This is a genomic window from Streptomyces sp. 184 (assembly GCF_045781775.1).
GTDB lineage: Bacteria > Actinomycetota > Actinomycetes > Streptomycetales > Streptomycetaceae > Streptomyces.
In genome coordinates, this window is record NZ_CP123230.1 from 698,034 (window position 1) to 720,195 (window position 22,162).

Genomic DNA, 22,162 nt, shown 5'->3' on the forward strand with positions numbered 1-22,162 from the left:
CCGCCGCGGACGCCTTGCGGCCTTCGCGGCGCGGCCATTCGGGTGCCCGGGGGAGGGGTTTTTACGACTCTCGGTGCACCTTGTGGTTCGCGGCCTGCGCGCGGGGGCGTACGACCAGCAGGTCGACGTTCACGTGCGGCGGGCGGGTCACCGCCCAGGTGATCGTGTCCGCCACGTCCTCCGACGTCAGCGGCGCCTTCACGCCCGCGTACACGGCGGCGGCCTTCTCCTCGTCGCCGCGCATCCGGGTCACCGCGAAGCCCTCGGTGCGCGTCATCCCCGGCGCGATCTCGATGACCCGCACCGGCCGGCCGTTCAGCTCCAGCCGCAGGGTCGCGGCGACGCTGTGCTCCGCGAACTTCGCGGCGACGTAGCCCCCGCCGCCCTCGTACACCGCGTGGCCCGCGGTGGAGGTGACGATGACCACCGTGCCGTCGCCGGAGGCGACGAGGGCGGGCAGCAGCGCCTGGGTGAGGTTGAGCGTGCCGATGACGTTCACGTCGTACATCGCCCGCCAGTCGGCCGGGTCGCCGGCCTCGACCTGCTCGGTGCCCAGCGCGCCGCCGGCGTTGTTGACGAGGACGTCGACGGAGGGGAAGGCGTCGAGGGTTGCGGCGAAGGCGTCCACGGCGGCGCGGTCGGTGACGTCCAGGGCGTACGGGGTGGCCGAGTGCCCGGCGGCGGTCAGCTCGGCGGCGAGCGCGTCGATACGGTCCTTGCGGCGCGCGGTGAGGACGACGTGGTGGCCGGCGGCGGCGAGCTGGCGGGCCGTGGCCGCGCCGATGCCGCTGCTCGCTCCGGTGACGACTGCGGTAGGCATACGGCCCAGGATAAGCAGGTGGGCGGGGGTGCGGGCGGGGCGGGGTGCGGGGTGTGGGCTGGGGATTCCAGGTGAGCACAAGGTTCCTGCCAGGTCGGCGGTGGAGGGTGTGGGCGTCTCGTGTCCGACGTCGAAAGGACCGTACAGATGATCACGCTTCTTGAGCCCGAGATGAGCACCCTCGCCGAGGCGAAGGGCGGCCCGGGTGTCGGCTCACGCCGCCGGGCCACGATGAAGGGCGGCCCCGGTATGGGTACGCGCCGGACCGTGCGCGTCCCGGTCACCGCGAAGGGCGGCAGCGGCATCGGCGGTCGCCGTACCGCGAGACCGGCCGTCACGGCGAAGACCGGCGGCGGTGGTATCGGCAGCCGCCGCCCCGTCCGTCTCCCCGCCGTGCTGAAGGGTGGTTCCGGCGTCGGCGGGCGGCGTCGGTCCGTTCTCGTCGGGGCGGGCGGCCACTAGACACCCGCCGGATCCGGTCGGTATCGGGGGACAGGAGAAGACGGATGGGACAGCCGTCCATCACCGTGCAGCGGTGGGAAGGGCTGGAGTGCGCCGCGCAGCTCGACATCGTGCTGCCGATGTACAAGGAGATCTGGGTCGAACCGCCGTACCGCGAAGGCCCCAGGGAAATCGCCGAGTTCGTCGACCGCTTCGCGCAGGAGGTCTTCCTCCCTCGCGCCCGCCTCGTCGTCGCCCGCGCCGAAGGACTGCCGATCGGCTACGCCTTCGGCTACCCGCTCCCGGCCGACACCGGCTGGTGGAAGGCCATGGACGAGGAGACGACCCCGGAGTTCGCGGCCGAGACCGGCCACCGCACGCTCGGCATCGTCGAACTCGCCGTACGCGCCGGCCACCGCCGCCGGGGCGTCGCGGCCCGGCTGCACGGCGAACTCCGCGAGGGCCTGGGCGTCGAGCGCGTCACGCTGGCGGTGCGGACCGAAGCGGAGGCGGCACCCGCGCACGCCGCCTACGCCGCGTGGGGATACCGCCGGATCGGCCGGTGGCAGCCGGCCGACGACAAGCCCGTCTCCGACATCATGCTGCTGGACCTGTGAACGCCGCGGACCCCCGCGACCGCCCGCCCCGGACCGGGCTGCTGCGGGAGCGGGGGTTCCGCCTCTACTGGTCCGCGCACAGCATCTCGCTGGTCGGCGACGAGATCACAATCCTGGCGATCCCGCTCGCCGCCGTGCTGCTGCTCGACGCCGGCGCCGCCGAGATGGGCTGGCTCACCGCAGTCGCCCTGCTGCCCTCGCTGCTGCTGTCGATCCCCGGCGGCGCCTGGGCCGACCGGCAGGCGTCCCGCCGCCGGGCGATGATCGTCTCGGACATCGGCCGGTTCGCGGCCGTCGCCTCCGTACCGCTGGCGTACGCCTTCGACGCGCTGACGATGACGCACCTGTACGTGACCGAGTTCGTCGTCGGCGCCTTCACCGTGCTCTTCCGCGTCTGCAACCACCACGTCTACGCGTCCGTGCTCGCCGCGGACCGATACGTGGACGGCAGCGCGCTGCTCTCCGGCAGCAGATCCGCGGCGGCGATCGCCGGTCCCGGCGCGGGGGGCGGGCTGGTCCAGGCGCTGACGGCCCCGTTCGCGCTGGTGCTCGACGCCGTGACGTATCTGGTGTCGGCCGTGTGCCTGGGACGTATCGAGGCGACGGAGGCGCCGCCCGCGCGGCGCGAGCGCGGCGGGCCGGCCGCCGGGCTGCGCTGGGTGGCGGCGAACCGCACCCCGAGGCTGCTGATCTCCGGGGTCGCGATGCTGAGTCTCTTCGCCACCTTCCTGGCGACGCTGTTCGTGCTGTACGCGACCGACGAGCTGGGCCTGTCTCCCGGACTGCTGGGGCTGGTCTTCGCCATGGTCGGGCTCGGCGGGCTGGCCGGCGCGTACCTCGCGCCGCGCGTGGTGCGGCGGATCGGGCAGGGGCCCGCGATCGTCGCCGGGTTCGTCGGGTTCAGCCTGCCCCTGACGCTCGTGCCGCTCGCGGAGGGCCCGAAGCCGCTGGTGGTCACGGTGCTGGCGGTGGCGCAGTTCGGCTCGGGCTGCGGGGTCGCCGTGATGGACATCGCGGCCAACAGCTACCTGATCGCCGTCATCCCGGCCACGCTGCGCTCGCGGGTGATGGGTGTGGTCCAGACGTCCAACTTCGGCGTACGACCCGTCGGCGCGGTGCTCGCCGGCACCCTGGGCGCGGCCGTCGGGCTGCGGCCGACGATGTGGATCGGCACGGTGGGCGCCGTGCTGAGCGTGCTGTGGGTCCTCCCGTCCGGGCTGCGCCACGTCAGGACCCTCCCGGCGCCCGACGCCCCCGAACCCGGCGCCACGGCCGACACCGCGGAGCCCGGCGCCCCCGTGCCCGACACGCCGGAGAAGGCCGCGGCGGACTGAGTCCGGTGCGCCCGGCCGCTGCCGCCGCGCGCCCCGGACGTGCACCCGTCCATGGCGTAGGACAGGCTGCACAGCGGCGGTTCCGGCGTGTCACCCTGTGGGCTTGCGAACAGCGGCCGGAAGGGGCGCCGGATGTATCTCGTGGCGGGTGCGGGGGGCAACGTCGGGTCCGAGGTGGTCAGGGCGCTGGCAGAACAGGGCGCCGAGGTCCGTGCGCTCAGCCGCGGCGGCGAACTGCCCGGGCTGCCCCGGCGCGCCACCGCCGTGGCCGGCGACCTCGACGACCCCGCGTCGCTCGCCGGCCCCCTCGACGGCGTCGACGGCGTCTTCCTGCTGCCCGGCTACCGCGACATGCCGGGACTCCTCGCCCAGGCCGTCCGCGCCGGCGTGACCCGCGTCGCGCTGCTCTCCGGCCGCTCCGCCGCCAGCGGCGACATGGGCAACGCGGTCACCGCGTACATGGTCCGCTCCGAGGAGGCCGTCCGCGCCGCCGGCATCCCCTGGACCGTCGTGCGCCCCAGCGCCTTCGCCGCCAACGCCCTGCGCTGGCTGCCGCAGTTGCGCGCCGGCGACGTGGTGCGCGGCCCCTTCGCGGACGTGCCGGTCGCCTGCATCGACCCGTACGACGTGGGCGAGGTCGTCGCCGACACGCTCCTCGGCGACGGCCACGAGGGCCAGGTCTACGAGCTGTCGGGCCCCGAGCCGCTGCTGCCCGCCGAGCAGGTGACCCTCCTCGGCGACGTGCTGGACCGGCCGCTGCGCTTCGAAGGGCTGGACGACGTGACCGCCCGCGCGGAGATGGCGGCGGCGATGCCGCGGGAGTACGTGGACGCCTTCTTCGACTTCTACCGCGGCGGCGCGCTGGACGAGTCGCCGGTGCTGCCGACGGTGTACGACATCACGGGGCGCGAGCCCCGTACGTTCGAGCAGTGGGCGCAGACCCACGCCGACGCCTTCGCGGCCTGAGTCCGCCGCCGCCCGAGCCCTCGGATCCGCATCCCCACCTGCCCGCACGTGTTCGCGTGACCTCCCGTGTGCGGACCGCGATGAGTTTTCGTGCATCACGCAGTCAGTACTCGTAGCGGGTGCAGCGAAAGCGACCAGAGAGGGCGGATCGGCGATGGCTACGGCGAACACGGCGGCCGGGGAGGACTTCCTCCGGTTGTCCGACCCCTACCGGCGCGAGCTGCTTGCGCACTGTTACCGGATGCTCGGCTCGGTACACGACGCAGAGGATCTGGTGCAGGAGACGTACCTGCGCGCCTGGCGGTCGTACGAGAACTTCGAGGGCCGCTCCTCGCTGCGCACCTGGCTGCACACCATCGCCACCCGCGCCTGCCTCACCGCCCTGGAGCGGCGGCAGCGCCGCCCCCTGCCCACCGGCCTCGGCGGCCCCGGCGACGACCCGGCCGGGCAGCTCACCGAGCGGCCCGAGGTGCCGTGGCTGGAGCCGGTGCCGGACGCGCTGGTGGAGCCGGGGGAGGCCGACCCGGCGGCGGTGGTGGGCTCGCGGGAGTCCGTGCGGCTGGCGTTCGTCGCCGCGCTCCAGCACCTGCCGCCGCGGCAGCGCGCGGTGCTGCTGCTGCGCGACGTGCTGCGGTGGAAGGCCGCGGAGGTCGCCGAGCTGATGGGTACGTCGACGGCGTCCGTCAACAGCGCGTTGCAGCGCGCCCGGGCGCAGTTGGACAAGGCGGCGCCGAGCGAGGAGTCGGTCACGGAGCCCGCCGACGCGGCGCAGCGCGAGCTGCTGGACCGCTACGTCGAGGCGTTCGTGGCCAAGGACGTGGGGGAGATCGTGCGGCTGTTCACGGAGGACGTGGTCTGGGAGATGCCGCCGTTCCCCGAGTGGTTCCGCGGACCGGAGCAGGTCGCGACGCTCGCCACCGTGCAGTGCCCGTACGCGCCCGGGGAGGCCCGGCTGCTGCCGGTGGGCCTCAACGGGCAGCCGGGCTTCGCGCTCTACACCCGCGACGCCGACGCCGATGCCGACCGCGACGCCTACCGTCCCTTCGCGCTGCACGTGCTGACCGTCGCGCCCGACGGGCGCCGGATCTCGCACGTCGGCTGCTTCTTCGACACGTCCCTGTTCGCCACCGCCGGCCTGCCGGCGGTCCTGACCGGCGAGGGGCACCGATGAGGCCCGATGGGAGCGCGCCCACGGCGCTGCTCGGCGGTGTGGCGCTGCTGGAGCGGTCGGTGACGTACGCCCTGGGCGTGCTGCACCGGGTCGGCCCCGGCGACCTGCGGCGGCCCACACCGTGCGCGCAGTGGGACCTCGGGCAGCTCCTCGCGCACGTCGGCGACTCCATGGCCGCGCTCAACGAGGCCGCGGACACCGGCCACATCGCCCTCAAGCCGCAGGCCGCGTACAGCCTCGCCGACCCGGTCAAGGCGGTACGGGACCGGGCCCGGCGGCTGCTCGGCGCGTGGGCGGCGGTGCGGCGCCGGGAGCTGGTCACGGTCGGCAGGCTGCCGCTGGCGGCGGCGGTCGTGACCTGCACGGGCGCGCTGGAGCTGGCGGTGCACGGCTGGGACCTGGCCCGCGCCAGCGGGCAGCGGGAGCAGGTGCCGGCGGCGCTGGCGGAGGAACTGCTGGAGCTGGCGCCGCTGTTCGTGCTCGCGGAGGACCGGCCGGTGCGGTTCGGGCAGATGCAGTGGGTGCGGGAGGGGGCGGAGCCGGGGGAGCGGCTGGTGGCGTACCTGGGGAGAAGGCCGGACTGGACGGGGTGAGTGGGGCGTACGGGGGGCGCGGCCCGGCCGCGTACGGCGGCGGCCGGCGGCAGGGCTCAGCCCGGGGTGCCCTCGGCGTACCGTGACGGCGGCGCCCCCACCGTCGCCGTGAAGTCCCGCGTCAGGTGGGCCTGGTCCGCGTAGCCCAGGTCCGCCGCCAGCGCCGCGAGGTCCAGCGCCGCGCCCGCGTCCGCCCGCGCCGCCGCCTCCTGGAGCCGGGCCCGCCGCAGCACCCACTTCGGGCTCGCCCCGACGTACTCCGCGAACAGCCGCTGAAGCCGCCGCACCGACATCCCGGCCCCCGCCGCGACCTGGTCCACCCGCAGCAGCCCCGGCTCCGCCGCGATCCGCGCCACGACGCCCGCCGCCTCCTCGGCGGCGGGCTCCGGCGCGTCCGGCAGCAGCGGCCGGAGGAAGTCCTCCGCCAGGGCGCACATCTCCGCCCCCCGGTCCGCCGCCAGCACCGCCCGGCCGACCTCCGCGACCTCCGGCCCGAACAGCTCCGCCGCCGGCACCCGCCGGTCCGCCAGCTCCGCCACCGGCCCGGGCGCCAGCGGCCGGAAGCCGCCGGGCCGGAACCGCACCCCGAGCACCTGCCCCCCGCCCGCCAGCCGGCGCACGAACAGGTCGCGCTGCACCCCGTACACCAGCGGCTCGGGCGCCTCGAAGACCAGGTGCAGGGTCGGGTGCGTGAGCACCTTCGTGTCGTACGTGTCCGCGCCCGGCAGTTGCCAGCGCACGTGCCAGTACCAGTCGACGAACGGCGCCACCGCCGGGCCGGGGCAGCGGCGGTCGAGCGAGGCGAGCCGGGCGTGCTCGCCGGGGTGCAGGACACCGTGCGCGTCGTCGAATCCGGAGCCGTGCATACGCGCAGCGTAGCTGTCGCGTTTGTTCAAGACCGGCCGCGGCGCCCGCCGTACGTTCGGCCGCATGAGCAGCGAGAACAGCCACCGGCCAGACGTGTACCGACTGATGGAGGAGTGCGCCGCCGAGGCCGCCCGTATCGCCCGCGGCGTACGGGCGGAACAGCTCGCCGGGCCCACGCCCTGCGCCGACTGGGACGTCCGCGCCCTCGTCAACCACTGGGTCTGCTTCACCTCCCACGGCCTGGAGCACCGCGCCCACCGCACCCCGCTCCCCGAGGAGCTGCCCAAGCGCGACTTCACCGCCGACCCCGGCTGGGCGGAGGCGTACGCTGCGCAGCTCGACCGCGCGCTCGCCGCCTGGGCGGCGCCGGCGGCCTGGGAGGGCGACATCGACCTCGGCTTCCTGGCGATGCCCGCGCCGGAGGTGGCGGCGGTGATCGTCAAGGAGATGGCGGTGCACGGCTGGGACGTGGCGCGGGCGACCGGGCAGGAGTTCCGGGCCTCGGCGGGGGTGGCGGAGCTGGTGCTGCGGGTCGCGGAGGACCACGGCGAGATGTACCGGCAGTACGACGGCTTCGCCGACCCCGTGCCCGTACCGCGGGACGCCCCGCCCTTCGACCGCGCGCTGGCCGCGACGGGCCGCGACCCGCGGCACCCGGGCGCGTAACCCCGCTGCCCCCGGGCCCGTACCCCCGGAGACCCTGCCCGTACGGCCCGGGCCCCCCGGCCCCGTACCCGAAAACCGGTCGGGATCCGTGCCCCGCCCCTGCTAACCTCCTCCCCATGAAGCGCGCCTTGCAGACGACGACGCCGGACACCGTCCCGGCGCGCTGACCCACGACCCAGCCAAGCCCCGGGGCGAACCGCCCCGGGGCTTCGGCATGCGTGCTCCCGCGGGGCGGCCACCGCCCCGACCGACCCGCGAGGAGCCCTCCACCGTGAAAGACCACCGCCGCCTCGGGCGCGAACTCGACCTCTTCGACACCGACCCCCTCCTCGGCGCCGGCCTCCCGTACTGGCTGCCCGCCGGGGCCGCCGTCCGGGAGGCGCTGGAGGAGTACGTCTCCGACGTCGAGCGCCGCGCCGGCTACCAGCGCGTCTACTCGCCCGTCCTCGGCAAGCGCGAGCTGTACGAGCTGTCCGGCCACTGGGAGCACTACCGCGACGACATGTTCCCGCCCATGAACCTCGGCGGCGGCCCGGACGGCGGATCGGCCGGCGAGGAGGTCGTACTCCGCCCCAGCCTCTGCCCCCACCACGCCCTCATCTACCGCGCCCGCGAGCGCAGCTACCGCGAACTCCCGCTGCGCCTTGCCGAGCTGGGCGGCATGTACCGCGCCGAGTTGTCCGGCGTCCTCGGCGGCCTCACCCGCGTACGCGCCATCCAGCTCAACGACGCGCACGTCTTCTGCACCCTGGAGCAGGTCGCCGACGAGGCGCTGGCGGCGCTGCGGCTGATCCGGGAGGCGTACGCGGCGATGGGCCTGGACGCCGCCCGCTACCGGCTCTCGCTGCCCGGCCCCGGCGCCAAGTACGTGCGCGACCCCGAGCTGTGGCGGCGGGCCGGGGCGCTGCTGGAGAAGGCGCTCGCGGCGGCGGGGATCGCCTACGACGCGGAGGAGGGCGAGGCGGCGTTCTACGGGCCGAAGATCGACGTACAGGTGCTCGACGCGGCCGGCCGCGAGGCGACCCTGTCCACCGTGCAGGTCGACTTCCACCAGCCGGAGCGCTTCGGCCTCGCGTACGTGGGCCCGGACGGCGCGCGGCACCGGCCGGTGATGGTGCACCGCTCGGTCGTCGGCAGCGCGGAGCGGGCGGTGGCGCAGCTCGTGGAGGTGCACCAGGGGGCGTTCCCGCCGTGGCTGGCGCCGGTGCAGGCGGTGGTGCTGCCGGTGGGCGAGGCGGAGGCGGCACCGGCCCAGGCGCTGCTGCGGCGGTGCGTCGAGGCGGGGCTGCGCGCGGAGGCGGCCGGGCCGGAGCGGGGCACCCTGGGCGCACGGGTACGGGCCGCGCGGCTGGCGCCGTACCAGGTGGTGGTCGGGCCGCGGGAGGCTGCCGCCGGGGCGGCGGCGCTGCGGCTGCGCGACGGCCGGCGGCCGGCGCCGATGCCGGCGGCACAGGCGGTGGCGCGGATGGCGGCGGCGGTGGCGGCGCGGCGCCCGGAGCTGTGGCCGGAGGGGGAGCCGGGGCCGGACGGGTGGCCGGCCGCGGGGTCGGAGGCGGGGGCGCAGGCGGAGCCGGGGCGCGAAGCAGTCGCGGACCGCTGAGTCAGAGCCCGTCGAGGTCGTGCCAGTGCTCCTGCCAGCGCCAGTCGATGGGCTGGTCGGTGCGCTGGTAGCGGATGTCGGTCGACAGCCGGTACGTGGCCGCGGTGTTGTCCAGCGAGGCGTGCACCATGTGCGCCGAGTGGACGACCATGTCGCCGGCCGCGTAGTCCGCGAGGAGCCAGCGCGCGTCGTACTCCTCCGCGAGCGCCGGCAGGTCGGCCGTGATCGAGGCGGCCGGGCGCTTCAGCGTGTCCGCCGCCTCGTCCGCGAGCACCCGCACGTGGCTGCGCTCCAGGTACACCAGGCCGCCCAGCTCCACCGGGCAGTCGCCGAGCGGGATCCACGAGCTGAGCACCCGGTCCGTACCCTCGCGGAGGTACACGAGGTCGTAGTGCGCCTGCGTGGCCGTGCCGACGCCCGCCTCGCCGGGCCGGATGTGGCGCAGGATCTTGCGCCGGTGCAGGAACGTCTCGCCGCCGAGGAACCACGCGTACCAGTCCCGCACCGCCGGCTGCGTACAGAACGCCGCGTACTCCGGCCCCGGCACCACCCGCCCGAACAGCGCCTCGCGCTGCTCGCCGCGCGACACCTCGGGGTCGACGTGCGCGAAGTAGTAGCGGCGGAACTCCCGTACGGCCTCGGGGTCCAGCGCCCCCCGCAGCCACAGGTACCCCTCCCGCCGCAGCCGCCCCCACAGCGCCGCCCGGTCCTCCCGCTCGGCGTCGGGCACGGGGCGCAGTTCACCGAGGCGGCCGGAGGACTCGTCCAGCACGTATCCGTTGGAGGTGACCATGGCCCCAGGATGACCGCGCCGGGCCGCCCGGGGCCAGAGGCGCGTCGTCAGGAGCGTTCATCCACGACCTCCAGGTCGACGAACCGGGGCTCGGAGCTGCACAGTTCCCGGAACCGCTCCGCGGTGGCCCGGGTTTCCGGCAGGTCGTTGTTGACCATCGCCTGCTCATACGACGGGAATTCGACGATGTCGACGAAATGCCGCTTGTCTCCCCGGTCCTTCGTGTGGATCTCCCGGGACATCGTGCGCTTTCCCTCGGTCGCCCGCATCCATTCCTTCATGATGCGGTCCACCTCTTTGCCGCGGTCGGTCTCGTACTCGATGAGCTGCACGAACGTCATCGTTCTCAGCTTCCCTTCGCGTACTCCGACGCCATGCCGCCGGCGAAGTCGTAGAGGATGACCTGCTCGTCACCCACGACCCACGCATCGTGTCCGGGCGGGCAGACGAAGACGTCGCCGGCCTGCACCTCGGACTCCTGGCCGCCGTCCATGAGGATGTGCATACGGCCCTGGACGACGTATCCGTTGTGGTGCACCATGCAGGTCTCGGTACCCGCCAGGGGTTTCACCGACTCCGACCAGCGCCAGCCCGGCTCGAACGTGGCGACCGCGAAATCCAGGCCGGTCATGTGCACCGCTTCGAGGTGACCGCGCGGGAAGTCACGCCGTTCATCGGGCTTCTCGATCGTCTTTACTTCCAGCATCGCGATACCTCCCTTCTGTCGCCATTCCAGTGTGCGCTTCACGAGCCTGGCGCGGCAAACAGAGCGGCAAACAGAAGGGAGTCGCGGTAACGGCCCTACACGCCGGAGTACGAGTGCAGGCCGTCGACGAAGATGTTGACGCCGTAGTAATTGAAGAGGAAGCAGAGGAACGCGACGATCGCCAGGTACGCCGCCTTGCGGCCCTTCCACCCGGCCGTGGCGCGGGCGTGCAGGTAGCAGGCGTACGCGACCCAGGTGATGAACGACCAGACCTCCTTGGGGTCCCAGCCCCAGTAGCGGCCCCAGGCGCTCTCCGCCCAGATCGCGCCCGCCACGATGGTGAAGGTCCAGAAGGGGAAGACCGCCGCGTTCACCCGGTACGCGAACTTGTCCAGCGACGACGCCGCCGGCAGCCGGCTCAGCACCGAGCGCGCGAACGAGCCGGGCTGCGGCCCCTTGGCGTCCGCGAGCTTCGCCTCGTAGCGGTCGCGGAAGAGGTAGAGGACCGTCGCGACCGCGCCCAGGTAGAACAGCGCCCCGCAGGCGATGGCGAGCGAGACGTGGATCCACAGCCAGTACGAGTCGAGCGCGGGCACCAACTGGTCGCTGTCGGTGTACAGCACTGACACCGCCAGGCCCAGGTCGAGCAGGACCGTGGTGACCAGCGGCAGGCCCATCCAGCGGACGTTCTTGCGGGCCGCCATGAAGCCGAGGTACGCGGCGACCGCCACCATGGAGAACGTCGTGGAGAACTCGTACATGTTGCCCCACGGCGCCCGCTGCACCGACAGGGCGCGCAGCAGCACCCCGGAGGCGTGCAGCGCGAAGGCCAGCACCGTGAGCGAGACGGCGACGCGGCCGTACAGGTCGCCCTTCTCGTCGCCGGCCGCGGCGCCCGGCCCGTCGGGTACGTCCCGGCCGCCGGAGGGGGCGCGGGTGACGACCTTCGGGCGCTCCAGCACGGTGGTGCCGCCGCCGCGCTGCTTGACCGTGACGGAGACGGCGGGCGCGTCGCCGCCGGCCGCCTGCCGCGGGGTGAGCGCGGCGGCGGTCGTGGCCACCCGGCTACGGCTGCCGAAGACCCACTCCCCGACATGCGCGAAGAAGGCGAGGGCGTAGACGGCCATCGCGGAGTAGATGAGGACGTTGCTGATGTCCGCCAGGTTCTGGTTGGTCGCGGCAGCGATGTTCACGCGCGCGCTCCTTCATCGGGCTTGGCTTCGGGCCCTTCGGGCTCGTCGGGTTCTTCTGACTGGGACGTACCGGACCCGGACTCGGGCTCGGACTCGTCGGACCGGGACTCTTCGGACGCTACGGACGTGCCTTCGGACTCTACGGACGTCGCACCGGCCGCCGCGGACCCACCCCCGGCCGCGCCGGACTTGTCCCCCGCGCCCCCGGGCTTGTCCTTGCCCTCAGCCGCGTCCGCCGCCGTGTCCGCCGCCGGCGCCGCGTCCGTCTGGAGCGCCACCGCCAGGTCCGCCAGCTCCTCCGGCAGCCGCGCGCTCTCGCTGCGCCCCAGCCCGGCCAGCTCCACGACCGTACGGCCGTCCGCCCCCGCCGACGTACGCAGCCATACGCGCCGGCGCTGGATGAACAGCGACCCGGCGAGGCCGATGACGGCGAGGATGGACCCGCCCAGCGCCCAGTAGTTGCCGGGCTGCTGGGAGATCTGGAAGCTGGCCCACCGCTCCAGGCGCTCGAACTCCAGCGACCCCGCCCCGTTCGGCAGCGTGAACGTGTCGCCGGGCCGCAGCGCCTTCTTCAGCGGCTCGCCGTTCTTGTCCTTGAACTGCTTCAGCCGCTCGGTGTCGAGCTGGTAGACGTTCTGCGGCACGCCGGAGTCCACGCCGAGGTCGCCGCGGTAGGCGTTGAGGAACAGGGCCGGGTACTCGGGCCCCGGGAACTGCGAGACCATGCCCTCCTTGCTGTACCCGCCGAACGTCGGCGTGAAGAAGCCCTGGAAGGCGATCTGCGTCTTCTTGCCGTTCTCGTCCCGGTAGTCCGGGACCTTGATCGCGCCGGTGGAGGTGTGGTTGCCGTCCTGCGGCAGGAACGCGACCGGGCCGCTGAACGCCACGTCGCCCTGGCCGTCGCGGACCGTGACGACGGGGGCGTACCCGTGGCCGATCAGGAAGATCTTGGTGTCGTCGATCTGGAGCGGGTGGTTGACCTCGACCCGCGACCGGTGCTGCTCGCCCGCCGCGCCCTTCCACCAGGTCAGATCGGCGTAGAACTCGCGCGCCGTGCCGCGCTGCGGCCCGTCCTTCTCGAACGTCGCCGTGAAGTCGTCCATCGTGAAGCCGAACGAGTCCAGGTCGGCGCCGAACGTGGAGTCCTTGAAGTCGTCGTACTGCGTGAGGGTGTTGGCGAAGCCGTCGCCCTCGACGATCAGCTTGCCGCCCTCGACGCGGAAGAGGTTCCCGGTCGCGAAGGCGACGAGGAGGACGAAGAGCGCGATGTGGAACAGCAGGTTGCCGGCCTCGCGCAGGTAGCCCTTCTCGGCGGAGATCGCGCCGCCGCCGTCGCCGGCCGGGGCCACGGCGTAGCGGAACCGGCGCCGCCGGAAGATCCGTTCCGCGGCCTCGCGCACCTCGGCCCCGTCGGCCTCGGTCTCCCAGGTGGTGTACGCGGGCAGCCGCGTCAGGTTGCGCGGAGCGTGCGGCGGGCGGGCGCGGAGCTGCCCGACGAACTGCCAGGAGCGCGGGATGATGCAGCCGGCGAGCGAGACGAAGAGCAGGATGTAGATCGCCGAGAACCACACCGAGGTGTAGACGTCGAACAGTTCCAGCCTGTCGTAGATCGGCGCCAGCGTCTCGTGCCGCTCACGGAACTGGTTGACGGCGATCTCGTCGACGGAGTTCTGCGGGATGAGCGAGCCGGGCACGGCGCCCAGCGACAGCAGGAAGAGCAGTAGCAGCGCCACCCGCATCGAGGTGAGCTGCCGCCAGAACCAGCGCGCCCACGCCATCAGCTCGCGCCCGAACGAGCCGCCCTGCGGCCCCGGGCTCTGCGGCGAGTCGTCGAGCGGCGCCGTGGACAACTGGGACGCGGCGGCCGTCAGCTCGCGCTCGTCGGTCGTGGTCATGGCTCAGACCCCCACGGTGAAGTTTGACGACCAGACCTGCATCTCGTTGATGATGCGGTCCCAGGCACCCGTGAGCAGCAGGATGCCGGTCACGACGAGCATCCCGCCGCCGATTCGCATGACCCACACATAGTGCCGCTTGACCCAGGTGAACGCCCCGAGCGCGCGCCGGAACGCGACGGCGGCGACGATGAACGGCAGCCCCAGGCCCAGGCAGTACGCCACCGTCAGCAGCGCGCCGCGGCCGGCGCTGGCCTCCTGGGTGGAGAGTGCGAGCACCGACATCAGCGTCGGCCCGATGCACGGCGTCCAGCCGATGCCGAAGACCATGCCGAGCATCGGCGCCCCGGCAAGCCCCACCGCGGGCCGCTTGTGGATCCGGAACTCCCGCTGCGTGAGCCCGCCGAGCGTGCGGCCCAGCACGCCCATGAACGTCAGCCCGAGCAGTATCGTCAGCGCCCCGACGACCTTGGAGATCGTCTCCCGGTGCTCCAGCAGGTTGTTGCCGACGCTCCCGAAGAACGCGCCCGTCGAGACGAAGACCGCGGTGAAGCCGAGGACGAAGAGCCCGGCACCGGCGGCCATCCGGCCGCGGCGGGCGTTCTCCAGGTCGGTGCCGCTGACCCCGGTGACGTAGCTGAGATAGCCGGGGACGAGCGGCAGCACGCACGGGGAGAAGAAGGACACCAGGCCGCCGAGCACCGCGACCGGCAGGGCCAGCAGCAGGGCCCCGGTCATCACGGTCTGGTTCGGCTCCATGGCGTTACGTCACTTCTCCTCGATGACCGGTTCGAGCGCCTTGCGCAGCTCCTTCTCGGAGAGCGGCTTGAGGGCCCGTACGGCGATCTTCCCCTCCCGGTCGAGGATGAGCGTGGAGGGGATGGCCTGAGGCGACAGGCTGTTCTTCGGGAACTTCAGGATCAGCTTGCCGGACGGGTCGTACAGGCTCGGGTACTCGATGTCGAAGGAGCGGTCGAACGCCTGGGCGTTGGCCACGTCGAGGTCGCGGGTGTTGATGCCGACGAACTGCACGTCGCGGTCGGCGGTGTCCTCGGCCACCTTGCGCAGGTTCGGCGCCTCGGCGCGGCAGGGGGCACACCAGGAGCCCCACACGTTGAGGACGACGACCTTGCCGCGGTAGTCGGCGAGCGCCAGCTCGTCGCCGTCGGTGGTCTCGCCGGAGATGTCCGGGGCGGCCATGCGCTCGCTCGCCTTGACCACGTTGAGCCGGCCGGTGCCGCTGACGAACTGGGTGTTGCCGCCGGACGACGTCGCGTCATCGCCGCTGCACGCGGTCAGCGCCAGTGTGCCGGCGGCGACCGCGGCGGCGGCCGCGAGGGTCCGGCGGTGGAGCCTCCTCGCAGAAATCATGTGAAAAGTTTCGCATGGGCCCGAGGGGGATCTTCTCCACCCCCCTGTAGCGCCGCGCGGTGACGGGGAGGGCCTCCTCAGGGGGCCGCGCGGAGGGGCAGGGGACCGGCGGGCCTACGGCAGGGGACCGGCGGTGCTGCCTACGGCAGGAGGACCGGCCGCGGACGCCCCCCGGCCGCTTACGCCCGAGGGGCGTTGGCGGCGGGCCCGCGGATGGCACCGCGGCCGAACTTGCGCTGCACCCCCGCGAGCAGATGCGGCGGCACGAGGTCGCGGGCGGGTTCGCTGTAGCCGACGGAGACGATGTCGTCGCCGTCGAACGTGAACGTCGTCAGCGACGCCAGCGTGCACTGCCGCGACCGCGGGTCGTGCCACAGCCGCCGCCCCTCGGCGAAGCTGCGCAGGATCCAGATGGGCAGTTGGTGGCTGACGCAGACGGCCTCGTGGCCGCGGGCGGCCTCGCGGGCGGACTGGACGGCACCCATCATCCGTACGACCTGCTCGATGTACGGCTCGCCCCAGGACGGTCGGAAGGGGTTGGTGAAGTACTTCCAGTTCGCCGGCCGGCGCAGCGCGCCGTCGCCGACGCCGAACGCCTTGCCCTCGAAGACGTTGGCCGCCTCGATGAGCCGGACGTCGGTGCCGACGTCCAGGCCGTGCGCCTTCGCGACGGGCGCGGCGGTCTCCTGCGCACGCTCCAGCGGGGAGGCGACGACGTGCCGGACGTCGCGCGTGGCGAGGTGGTCGGCCACGCGCTCGGCCATCTGCCGGCCCAGGTCGGAGAGGTGGTAGCCGGGGTTACGGCCGTAGAGAACGCCGTCGGGGTTGTGGACCTCACCGTGGCGTACCACGTGCACGACGGTGAGATTCTCTTCATCTTTACCGCGCATGTCACCCATTTTGGAACGTCCTACTCTCCACCGCGCGACCCGCCCCCGGCTTCGGCCCCGGCTTCGGCCGCGGCGCGGGCCGCGACCGGCAGCGCGCGGGCGATCCGCTCCACCGCGTCCCCGTCCAGGGCCGTGGAGACGAACCAGCACTCGAAGGCGGACGGCGGCAGGTACACGCCCTCGGCGAGCATCGCCTGGAAGAAGGCCGTGAACTGCTCCGTACGCTGCGCCTTCGCGCCCTCGTAGTCGGTGACGGGCGAGTCGGGGTCGGTGAAGAAGACGGAGAACATGTTGCTCGCCGTCTGCACCCGGTGCGCCACGCCCTCCTTGGCCAGCGCCTCCGAGACGAGCTGCCGGAGCTGCCGCGACACGGCGTCGAGGGTCGCGTACGCCGCGTCGTCGAGCAGCCGGAGCTGCGCGAGGCCGGCGGCGGTGGCGACGGGGTTCCCGGAGAGCGTGCCCGCCTGGTACACCGGCCCGGCGGGCGCGAGCCGCGCCATGACGTCCGCCCGGCCGCCGAACGCGGCGGCGGGGAAGCCGCCGCCCATGACCTTGCCGAAGGTCATCAGGTCCGGCGTGACGCCGTCGACGCCGTACCAGCCGGCCTTCGAGGTACGGAAGCCGGTCATCACCTCGTCCGACACGTACAGCGCGCCGTACTCGGCGCACAGGTCCTTCAGCCCCTGGTTGAAACCGGGCAGCGGGGGCACCGCGCCCATGTTCCCGGGCGACGCCTCGGTGATCACACAGGCGATGTCGCCGGGGTGCTCTTCGAACGCCGCGCGGACGGCTGCCAAATCGTTATACGGCAGTACCAGCGTCTCCCCGGCCTGCGCGCCGGTGACCCCCGGGGTGTCCGGCAGCCCGAGGGTGGCGACCCCGGAACCGGCCGCGGCGAGCAGCGCGTCCACGTGCCCGTGGTAGCACCCGGCGAACTTCACGACCTTCGCCCGCCCGGTGAACCCGCGCGCCAGCCGGATCGCCGACATCGTCGCCTCGGTGCCCGAGGAAACGAGTCGTACCTGCTCAGCAGGGGTGACCCGGGTCACGATCTCCTCCGCGAGCGCCACCTCGCCGACCCCGGGGGTGCCGAACGACGTACCGCGCGCGACGGCCTCCTGCACCGCCGCGGTCACCTCGGGATGCGCGTGGCCGAGGATCATCGGTCCCCACGAACACACGAGGTCGACGTACTCGCGACCATCGGCATCCGTCAGGTACGGACCCTTCCCCGACACCATGAACCGGGGCGTACCGCCCACGGCGCGGAACGCACGCACCGGAGAGTTCACGCCGCCGGGCGTCACGGCGGCCGCACGGTCGAAGAGCTTCTGCGAGACTGGAGCCTGGTACGGATAAGTCACGCAAGCCATGGTCTCAGAGTCGCAAGGCGACCCGCGTCGGGGTGTTTCGCGGGCCCGCTGCTGGGGATGTAGCTGAGACGATGATCGGGTTGCGCGGCGGGGGCAGTGCACATCTGAAAGCAGTCGGGTGGAGATATGCATCGCGGTGGCGAACTGGGCGAGGGGACCGATGACCGAGGGCCCCGGCGCGCCAGGTCGGGACGCCATCGCCGGGTGAACCACGGCGGCGAGGGCGTGAGCAAGAACGACAGCCGGTCCGGCGGCGTGACGTACAAGTACTTCGGCGCGCCCGACGGCGCGACGGCAGCCCGCGTCCCCATCTCCATGCGCCCGGAGGAACTCGGCGGCGACGAACTCGGCCAGGGCGGCCTCTTCGCCAAGGTGAAGCCCGAGACGATGTCCGCGATGGTCCTCACCGGCATCGAGGGCATACCGCTCCACAAGGTCCCGCCCCTGGAACTCGTCGTCCTCCACCCCGACTACGCGGTGGTCCGCCTCCCCATGACGGTCGTCGACCCCCTCCGCGGCATCGGCGAGGAAGAAGTCGGCGCCGCCGCCTTCATCTGGTCCACGGTCCCCGACCGCGGCGGCCCCCGCGACGCCTTCGACGTCTACCGCATGCTCCACGAATGGCAGGAGTTCGCCGACCGCCTCCACGAGGCGGGCCACCAGCCGTACTGCCTGGTGTGGCCCTGACCTGCGATTTCATAAGCTGAGACGGTAACCAGCCCGCCAGGGCACACCGAGGGCACCCGCCGAAGCAACCCCCAACGGCGGTGCCCTCTCCCACCCGCCCCGCGCAGGTCCGCACCAGCACCCCCGACGGCCCCGCCCGCCGACGCGCACGGCCCTCGCTCTGCGGCATCGGGTGGGTGCACGTCCGCAGCATGTAGCTGGGATCGGAGTGCCCGAGGTACGCGCGCGTCGCCCGCCGAGGGACCGAAGCTGTCCCCGACCCAGCGGCGGGTGGTCTGGGGCATCGATCCCGGCCGTGCACAGACGGGGAGAGCGCGCCCGGGATCGAGGAGTCCGCCCGTGCCGGACGGCAGACGGAGGGCTCAGGTCACCCCATGAGGGGTACGAGGTTGTCCGGGCGATCCAGCCACGCCAGGTGCTCGCCGGTCGCATCGACGGTCAGGCCGAAGCAGTCGGTGGGCGGCTGATCCTGGCCGGCCCACCAGTCGAGACCGTTCTCGACTTCCGTCCACAGCGCGCGCCGGCCGTCCTGGCAGACCCTGCCCGGCTCGCCCTCGCTGTTCCAGGAGGCCGCGGCCCAGGAGCGGTCGTCCTCGGCCAGGCTGTAGAACCAAGCGTCTACGCGGCCGTCGGACCGGCGGGTCACCGTGTGCGTCGCAGCCGGCACGAGCAGCCCGAGCACGAAGGCGGCGTCGGTGCCGCCGAGGGCGTCGGGACTCAGGTCGGTACTCGCCTCGCGCACGGTGGCCGGCCACGGATCGGACACGTAGTCCGCATGCTCGGGCCAGCGGTCCCGCTGAGCGCGGGCCTTCATGAACTGCACCGGTCGCCGGAACTCACCGGACGCGGACTTGCCGTCGGCGGCCACGGTCAGCTTCGCCAGGGCGTCCTGGCTGCTGTAGTGGGTGCCGTAGGGGGCGAGGATGATCCCGCCCGGCTTGACCTGTTCGATCCACGCGGTGGGGATGGAGCGCAGCCCGCAGGTGGCGATGATCCGGTCGTACGGCGCACCGGGCGGATCGCCTTCCAGCCCGTCGCGGGCGATGACGGTGGGCCGCAGTCCGGCCCCGTACAACCGTCGCCTGGCTGCGTCGGCCACGTCCGCATCGACGTCGACGGTCACGACGTTGTTGTTGCCCAGCCGGTGCGTGAGCAGGCCGGCGGTCCAGCCGGTGCCGGTGCCGATCTCCAGCACCCGCATGCCCGGTTCGACTTCGAGATCGCGGAGCATCGCCATCACCAGCGATGGCTGCGACGCCGAGCTGGTCGGTACGGCACCGGCGTCGCGGCCGGTGTGCGCGCCGTCGTCCCACTGGGTGACGATCGCCGCGTTGCTGTCGGCGTAGTGACTCCACAGCCTCGGGTCGGTGGAGCGCGAAATGGCGTCGCGGATCGTGCCGGTGACGTGGTCGTGCGGCCAGATATGGTCAGGCAGGAAGCGTGCGCGGTCGACGGCGAGCCATGATGGGGCCCAGTCGGACGTCATCTCCCGTGAGTCGGTCAGGGCGTGGCCCAACTCCTCCCCGCCCGGCCGTACCTCCCGGTTCTTGTCGGTCACTTGCGGTGTCCTCCGTTGCCAGGTGACGGACCACTGTCCGGGGACGGCGGTGGCGGCGGCGCCGGGGGCTGGATCGGGGCGGGGTTGCCGCCGTGTCCTCCGTCGTCGGCCATGGTGGGTACCTCTTTCATGTCGATGATGCGAGTGCGGGGCCCGCGGGAGCGGGCCGAGGGATGGGTCGTACGGCCGGCGCGAGCAAGCGCGATGTACGCGCCGGCCGATGCCCGGTCGTGGCCGGGAGAGGGAGTTCACACGCTGTGCGGGGCCGGCGTCTCCAGCCACGGCGGCACGGTCAGCCGACCACGGCGCTCGTCCTGATCGCACTCGCCCCGGGTGGTGCACGTGACGCCGCCCGCCCTGCGGACGCGGTTACGCAGCGACGCGCTCGCGCTCCACGGGCGGGCGATCCGGTCCCACTCCTCCACCAGGCACACCACCCGGGCAGCGGCGTCCTGGCGCATGGCGGCCACCAGCGCGTCCCACGCGGGCCGGTGGTCGACGGTCAGTGCGTCATCACCCCGGTCCACCCACGCCCCGGCCACGAGCCAGCCGCGCGCCTCGGCGAAGGCACGGCAGCGGGCGAGACGTTCGTCGAGCGGGCCGGCGGCGCGGGTCGCGGTGCGGTCGTAGAGGTAGGCGGTCACGGTCGCCGTCTCGGTGTCGCTCGTTCGGGGGGCCTGGAGGACCCCGGCGTCGCGGGTGTCCTGCGTCGTAGCGCGCTGGTCCGGGCCCACTGGCTGTGCCGACACGGGACCTCCTTCGGGGAATCGGGTCTGACGCAGAGACAACCGCCGATCACGCTGCGGCGGTACCGTGGAACGGCCGGGGAACCGTGAAAGCTGTGAACGCCACCACTCTGTCGGGAGGCTGAGATGGCGACGAAGCGCATCCCCAATGACGGTCTGGCCGCCTTACTCGACGAGGCCAAGTGGTCCAGATCGCAGCTTGCCAACCGGGTCAACCGGCTGGGTGCGGAAGCAGGTTTGACGCTCAAGTACGACCACTCCGCGGTGTCCCATTGGGTGGCCGGCACGCAGCCCGTGGAGCAGGTCCGCCCGCTCGTCGTGGAGGCGTTCGCGCGGCGCCTCGGGCGCCCGGTGACCTACGCCGAGACCGGTTTCGCACGACCGCCGGATCAGGACGGCGACATGATCGAGGACCTGATGGACACCTCGCGTGCCGACATGGACCCGTCCCGGCGTCGCATGCTGGCCTCCGGGGTCTACTCGGCCGCGCTGGCCGTACCCCTTTTCGCCGATCTGGTGCCCGAGAAGGAGCGCGCCGAGCGGCCGGCAACCCGCCCGACAGGGCGGATCGGTGCGGGAGAGGTCACGACCATACGCACGATGACCAACCGCATCGCCGACATCCTCGACGAGCTGGGCGGCGGACACGCTCGCCCCATGGCAGCCGCGTTCCTGGTCAACACCGTTGGGCCCTGGCTGCGCGCGGACGCCACCCCCGCGGTGAAGAAGGACCTGCTCGCTGCCGCCTCGGACCTGGTGTACCTGACCGGGTGGATGGCGATGTACGAACGCCAGCAGGCCCTCGGGCAGCGGTACTACGTCAAGGCCCTGCACCTGGCGGGCGAGGCCGAGGACTACGTCACGTACTGCCGCACGCTGCGCGGGATGTCCCTGCAAGCCGCCCACCTCGGCTACGGCCCGAAGGCCCTGCAACTGGCCGACTCCGCGGCCGAGGCCGCCGCCCGCGGGGGTGGCCCGAGGCTGCGGGCCTTCCTACGCGGCATGCAGGCCCACGCCGCGTCCATGACCGGCGACCGCGCACAGGCGACACGACGACTCGACGAGGCAGACTCCGCACTGTCCCAGGCCGACGAGCGCCGGGAGTCGATCGGCGGGTACGACCGGACCGCATGGCTCTTCCACCAAGCGCACGTGCTGTGGGAGATCAAGGACTACCCCGGAAGCATCCGAGCGCTGCAACACTCCATCCGCATCCAGCACCCCCAGGAACGACAGGGCCGCGTGCACTCCTACGCCCTGCTCGCCGAGAGGCAGTTGGCGTACGGACACCTCGAAGCCGCATGCGAGAGCTGGACCCACTTCCTGGAGCACTACGAGCAGTTGTCGACCGCCCGCGGCGACGAGCACTTCGCCGCAATGCGCCGCAAGCTCCGCCCCCACGCGACCGTACGAGCCGTCCGGCAACTCACCCACGCAGCCGACCAGGTCGCAGCCCTGAAGGCGTGACTCTCCCAGGCGCCGGGGCATGAGGCGAATCTTTGATTTGGCGCCCCGGCGGCGCCGGCGGGTCACGTGAACCGGGCTTGCTCGGCAAGTAGTGCGTTTGCTGCTTAACCTGCCCTTCCCGCCCTTCCTGTACAGGGAACTGTAGTAGGCCGTCGGCCTGGGGCTGAAGCCGGCGGAGACGGAGCAATCCCCGGTGGTACGCAAGCCGCGTGACCTGCGGATGCGTGAACTGGTGTTGACCGTCTACGAGTATCGGTGTGCCTTCTGCGGATACGACGGCAGGATCGGCGCGGTCCTGGTTGGGCTGGAGGCCGCTCACCTGCGTTGGTGGTCGTTCGGCGGACTTGACGAGATCGAGAACGGGCTGTGCATGTGCGCGCTGCACCACAAGCTTTTACTGACCAGGAG

General features: G+C 72.9%; 23 protein-coding genes and 1 pseudogene. 11 read left to right on the forward strand and 13 right to left on the reverse strand.

Annotated features, from left to right (window positions below; translation table 11 throughout):
* Positions 1 to 61: 61 nt before the first annotated feature.
* Positions 62 to 820, reverse strand: coding sequence for an SDR family NAD(P)-dependent oxidoreductase (locus QBL21_RS02950; RefSeq protein WP_407560389.1), 759 nt, complete (start codon positions 818 to 820; stop codon positions 62 to 64).
* A 147-nt stretch (positions 821 to 967) separates the two neighbouring features.
* Here QBL21_RS02950 and QBL21_RS02955 point away from each other — a divergent pair, with 147 nt between their 5' ends.
* The 6 genes from QBL21_RS02955 to QBL21_RS02980 all read left to right on the forward strand — a co-directional run bounded on the left by QBL21_RS02955 (position 968) and on the right by QBL21_RS02980 (position 5,942).
* Entirely contained in the window at positions 968 to 1,282 is a 315-nt protein-coding gene (locus tag QBL21_RS02955) for a hypothetical protein (protein WP_407560390.1), read from the forward strand.
* 44 nt (positions 1,283 to 1,326) lie between these two features.
* Positions 1,327 to 1,878, forward strand: a complete 552-nt coding sequence (locus QBL21_RS02960; protein WP_407560391.1) for a GNAT family N-acetyltransferase — start codon at positions 1,327 to 1,329, stop codon at positions 1,876 to 1,878.
* Positions 1,875 to 3,212: an MFS transporter gene (locus tag QBL21_RS02965; RefSeq protein WP_407560392.1), complete on the forward strand. Its 1,338-nt coding sequence runs from the start codon at positions 1,875 to 1,877 to the stop codon at positions 3,210 to 3,212. The genes QBL21_RS02960 and QBL21_RS02965 overlap by 4 nt, the downstream gene beginning before the upstream one ends.
* A 132-nt stretch (positions 3,213 to 3,344) precedes the next feature.
* Positions 3,345 to 4,178: an NAD(P)H-binding protein gene (locus QBL21_RS02970; protein ID WP_407560393.1), complete on the forward strand. Its 834-nt coding sequence runs from the start codon at positions 3,345 to 3,347 to the stop codon at positions 4,176 to 4,178.
* A 154-nt stretch (positions 4,179 to 4,332) separates the two neighbouring features.
* Positions 4,333 to 5,349: a sigma-70 family RNA polymerase sigma factor gene (locus QBL21_RS02975; RefSeq protein ID WP_407560394.1), complete on the forward strand. Its 1,017-nt coding sequence runs from the start codon at positions 4,333 to 4,335 to the stop codon at positions 5,347 to 5,349.
* The gene (locus QBL21_RS02980) at positions 5,346 to 5,942 is read left to right on the forward strand and encodes a TIGR03086 family metal-binding protein (RefSeq protein WP_407560395.1); all 597 of its coding nucleotides are present in this window, start codon (positions 5,346 to 5,348) and stop codon (positions 5,940 to 5,942) included. The genes QBL21_RS02975 and QBL21_RS02980 overlap by 4 nt, the downstream gene beginning before the upstream one ends.
* A 56-nt stretch (positions 5,943 to 5,998) precedes the next feature.
* On the opposite strand, the gene QBL21_RS02985 is transcribed toward QBL21_RS02980, so the two are convergent.
* Positions 5,999 to 6,808, reverse strand: coding sequence for a DUF6597 domain-containing transcriptional factor (locus QBL21_RS02985; RefSeq protein ID WP_407560396.1), 810 nt, complete (start codon positions 6,806 to 6,808; stop codon positions 5,999 to 6,001).
* Between the two features lie 64 nt (positions 6,809 to 6,872).
* Here QBL21_RS02985 and QBL21_RS02990 point away from each other — a divergent pair, with 64 nt between their 5' ends.
* Positions 6,873 to 7,475 (forward strand): TIGR03086 family metal-binding protein, encoded by a 603-nt coding sequence (locus QBL21_RS02990; protein WP_407560397.1) that lies wholly within the window; start codon positions 6,873 to 6,875, stop codon positions 7,473 to 7,475.
* Between the two features lie 271 nt (positions 7,476 to 7,746).
* The gene (gene thrS, locus QBL21_RS02995; RefSeq protein ID WP_407560398.1) at positions 7,747 to 9,075 is read left to right on the forward strand and encodes a threonine--tRNA ligase; all 1,329 of its coding nucleotides are present in this window, start codon (positions 7,747 to 7,749) and stop codon (positions 9,073 to 9,075) included.
* A gap of 1 nt (position 9,076) precedes the next feature.
* Here thrS and QBL21_RS03000 read toward each other — a convergent pair whose 3' ends face one another.
* The 9 genes from QBL21_RS03000 to hemL all read right to left on the reverse strand — a co-directional run bounded on the left by QBL21_RS03000 (position 9,077) and on the right by hemL (position 17,296).
* The gene (locus QBL21_RS03000; RefSeq protein WP_407560399.1) at positions 9,077 to 9,868 is read right to left on the reverse strand and encodes a phytanoyl-CoA dioxygenase family protein; all 792 of its coding nucleotides are present in this window, start codon (positions 9,866 to 9,868) and stop codon (positions 9,077 to 9,079) included.
* 47 nt (positions 9,869 to 9,915) lie between these two features.
* Positions 9,916 to 10,209 (reverse strand): hypothetical protein, encoded by a 294-nt coding sequence (locus QBL21_RS03005; protein ID WP_407560400.1) that lies wholly within the window; start codon positions 10,207 to 10,209, stop codon positions 9,916 to 9,918.
* Positions 10,210 to 10,214: 5 nt separating this feature from the next.
* Positions 10,215 to 10,574, reverse strand: a complete 360-nt coding sequence (locus QBL21_RS03010; protein WP_407560401.1) for a cupin domain-containing protein — start codon at positions 10,572 to 10,574, stop codon at positions 10,215 to 10,217.
* Positions 10,575 to 10,669: 95 nt separating this feature from the next.
* The gene (ccsB, locus tag QBL21_RS03015; protein ID WP_407560402.1) at positions 10,670 to 11,767 is read right to left on the reverse strand and encodes a c-type cytochrome biogenesis protein CcsB; all 1,098 of its coding nucleotides are present in this window, start codon (positions 11,765 to 11,767) and stop codon (positions 10,670 to 10,672) included.
* Positions 11,764 to 13,662: a cytochrome c biogenesis protein ResB gene (locus tag QBL21_RS03020; RefSeq protein ID WP_407560403.1), complete on the reverse strand. Its 1,899-nt coding sequence runs from the start codon at positions 13,660 to 13,662 to the stop codon at positions 11,764 to 11,766. The genes ccsB and QBL21_RS03020 overlap by 4 nt, the downstream gene beginning before the upstream one ends.
* A gap of 3 nt (positions 13,663 to 13,665) precedes the next feature.
* The gene (locus QBL21_RS03025; protein ID WP_407560404.1) at positions 13,666 to 14,421 is read right to left on the reverse strand and encodes a cytochrome c biogenesis CcdA family protein; all 756 of its coding nucleotides are present in this window, start codon (positions 14,419 to 14,421) and stop codon (positions 13,666 to 13,668) included.
* Between the two features lie 9 nt (positions 14,422 to 14,430).
* Positions 14,431 to 15,033, reverse strand: a complete 603-nt coding sequence (locus tag QBL21_RS03030) for a TlpA family protein disulfide reductase (protein WP_407560405.1) — start codon at positions 15,031 to 15,033, stop codon at positions 14,431 to 14,433.
* 179 nt (positions 15,034 to 15,212) lie between these two features.
* Positions 15,213 to 15,932, reverse strand: a complete 720-nt coding sequence (locus tag QBL21_RS03035; RefSeq protein WP_407560406.1) for a histidine phosphatase family protein — start codon at positions 15,930 to 15,932, stop codon at positions 15,213 to 15,215.
* 11 nt (positions 15,933 to 15,943) lie between these two features.
* Positions 15,944 to 17,296 (reverse strand): glutamate-1-semialdehyde 2,1-aminomutase, encoded by a 1,353-nt coding sequence (gene hemL / locus QBL21_RS03040; RefSeq protein WP_407560407.1) that lies wholly within the window; start codon positions 17,294 to 17,296, stop codon positions 15,944 to 15,946.
* Positions 17,297 to 17,422: 126 nt separating this feature from the next.
* On the opposite strand from hemL, the gene QBL21_RS03045 reads away from it, so the two are divergent.
* Positions 17,423 to 17,983: a hypothetical protein gene (locus tag QBL21_RS03045; RefSeq protein WP_407560408.1), complete on the forward strand. Its 561-nt coding sequence runs from the start codon at positions 17,423 to 17,425 to the stop codon at positions 17,981 to 17,983.
* Between the two features lie 367 nt (positions 17,984 to 18,350).
* On the opposite strand, the gene QBL21_RS03050 is transcribed toward QBL21_RS03045, so the two are convergent.
* Both QBL21_RS03050 and QBL21_RS03055 read right to left on the reverse strand, forming a co-directional pair.
* Entirely contained in the window at positions 18,351 to 19,541 is a 1,191-nt protein-coding gene (locus QBL21_RS03050; protein ID WP_407560409.1) for a methyltransferase domain-containing protein, read from the reverse strand.
* A gap of 248 nt (positions 19,542 to 19,789) precedes the next feature.
* Complete coding sequence (locus QBL21_RS03055; protein ID WP_407560410.1) at positions 19,790 to 20,290, reverse strand: recombinase family protein; 501 nt, start codon at positions 20,288 to 20,290, stop codon at positions 19,790 to 19,792.
* Between the two features lie 123 nt (positions 20,291 to 20,413).
* Between QBL21_RS03055 and QBL21_RS03060 the strand changes: the two genes are divergently transcribed.
* Both QBL21_RS03060 and QBL21_RS03065 read left to right on the forward strand, forming a co-directional pair.
* Positions 20,414 to 21,754, forward strand: coding sequence for a hypothetical protein (locus tag QBL21_RS03060; RefSeq protein ID WP_407560411.1), 1,341 nt, complete (start codon positions 20,414 to 20,416; stop codon positions 21,752 to 21,754).
* Between the two features lie 65 nt (positions 21,755 to 21,819).
* Positions 21,820 to 22,148, forward strand: a pseudogene (locus QBL21_RS03065) (HNH endonuclease); the annotation flags it as partial.
* Between the last annotated feature and the right edge of the window lie 14 nt (positions 22,149 to 22,162).

Coding starts and splice junctions, on each gene's coding strand:
- QBL21_RS03045 (WP_407560408.1), top strand. CDS start 17,423: ATGCATCGCGGTGGCGAACTGGGCGAGGGGACCGATGACCGAGGGCCC.
- QBL21_RS03035 (WP_407560406.1), bottom strand. CDS start 15,932: ATGGGTGACATGCGCGGTAAAGATGAAGAGAATCTCACCGTCGTGCAC.
- QBL21_RS03005 (WP_407560400.1), bottom strand. CDS start 10,209: ATGACGTTCGTGCAGCTCATCGAGTACGAGACCGACCGCGGCAAAGAG.
- QBL21_RS03030 (WP_407560405.1), bottom strand. CDS start 15,033: ATGATTTCTGCGAGGAGGCTCCACCGCCGGACCCTCGCGGCCGCCGCC.
- QBL21_RS03000 (WP_407560399.1), bottom strand. CDS start 9,868: ATGGTCACCTCCAACGGATACGTGCTGGACGAGTCCTCCGGCCGCCTC.
- QBL21_RS02990 (WP_407560397.1), top strand. CDS start 6,873: ATGAGCAGCGAGAACAGCCACCGGCCAGACGTGTACCGACTGATGGAG.
- QBL21_RS02975 (WP_407560394.1), top strand. CDS start 4,333: ATGGCTACGGCGAACACGGCGGCCGGGGAGGACTTCCTCCGGTTGTCC.
- QBL21_RS03010 (WP_407560401.1), bottom strand. CDS start 10,574: ATGCTGGAAGTAAAGACGATCGAGAAGCCCGATGAACGGCGTGACTTC.
- QBL21_RS02960 (WP_407560391.1), top strand. CDS start 1,327: ATGGGACAGCCGTCCATCACCGTGCAGCGGTGGGAAGGGCTGGAGTGC.
- QBL21_RS02980 (WP_407560395.1), top strand. CDS start 5,346: ATGAGGCCCGATGGGAGCGCGCCCACGGCGCTGCTCGGCGGTGTGGCG.
- QBL21_RS02985 (WP_407560396.1), bottom strand. CDS start 6,808: ATGCACGGCTCCGGATTCGACGACGCGCACGGTGTCCTGCACCCCGGC.
- QBL21_RS03060 (WP_407560411.1), top strand. CDS start 20,414: ATGGCGACGAAGCGCATCCCCAATGACGGTCTGGCCGCCTTACTCGAC.
- QBL21_RS02970 (WP_407560393.1), top strand. CDS start 3,345: ATGTATCTCGTGGCGGGTGCGGGGGGCAACGTCGGGTCCGAGGTGGTC.
- hemL (WP_407560407.1), bottom strand. CDS start 17,296: ATGGCTTGCGTGACTTATCCGTACCAGGCTCCAGTCTCGCAGAAGCTC.
- QBL21_RS02955 (WP_407560390.1), top strand. CDS start 968: ATGATCACGCTTCTTGAGCCCGAGATGAGCACCCTCGCCGAGGCGAAG.
- QBL21_RS03020 (WP_407560403.1), bottom strand. CDS start 13,662: ATGACCACGACCGACGAGCGCGAGCTGACGGCCGCCGCGTCCCAGTTG.
- QBL21_RS02950 (WP_407560389.1), bottom strand. CDS start 820: ATGCCTACCGCAGTCGTCACCGGAGCGAGCAGCGGCATCGGCGCGGCC.
- QBL21_RS03025 (WP_407560404.1), bottom strand. CDS start 14,421: ATGGAGCCGAACCAGACCGTGATGACCGGGGCCCTGCTGCTGGCCCTG.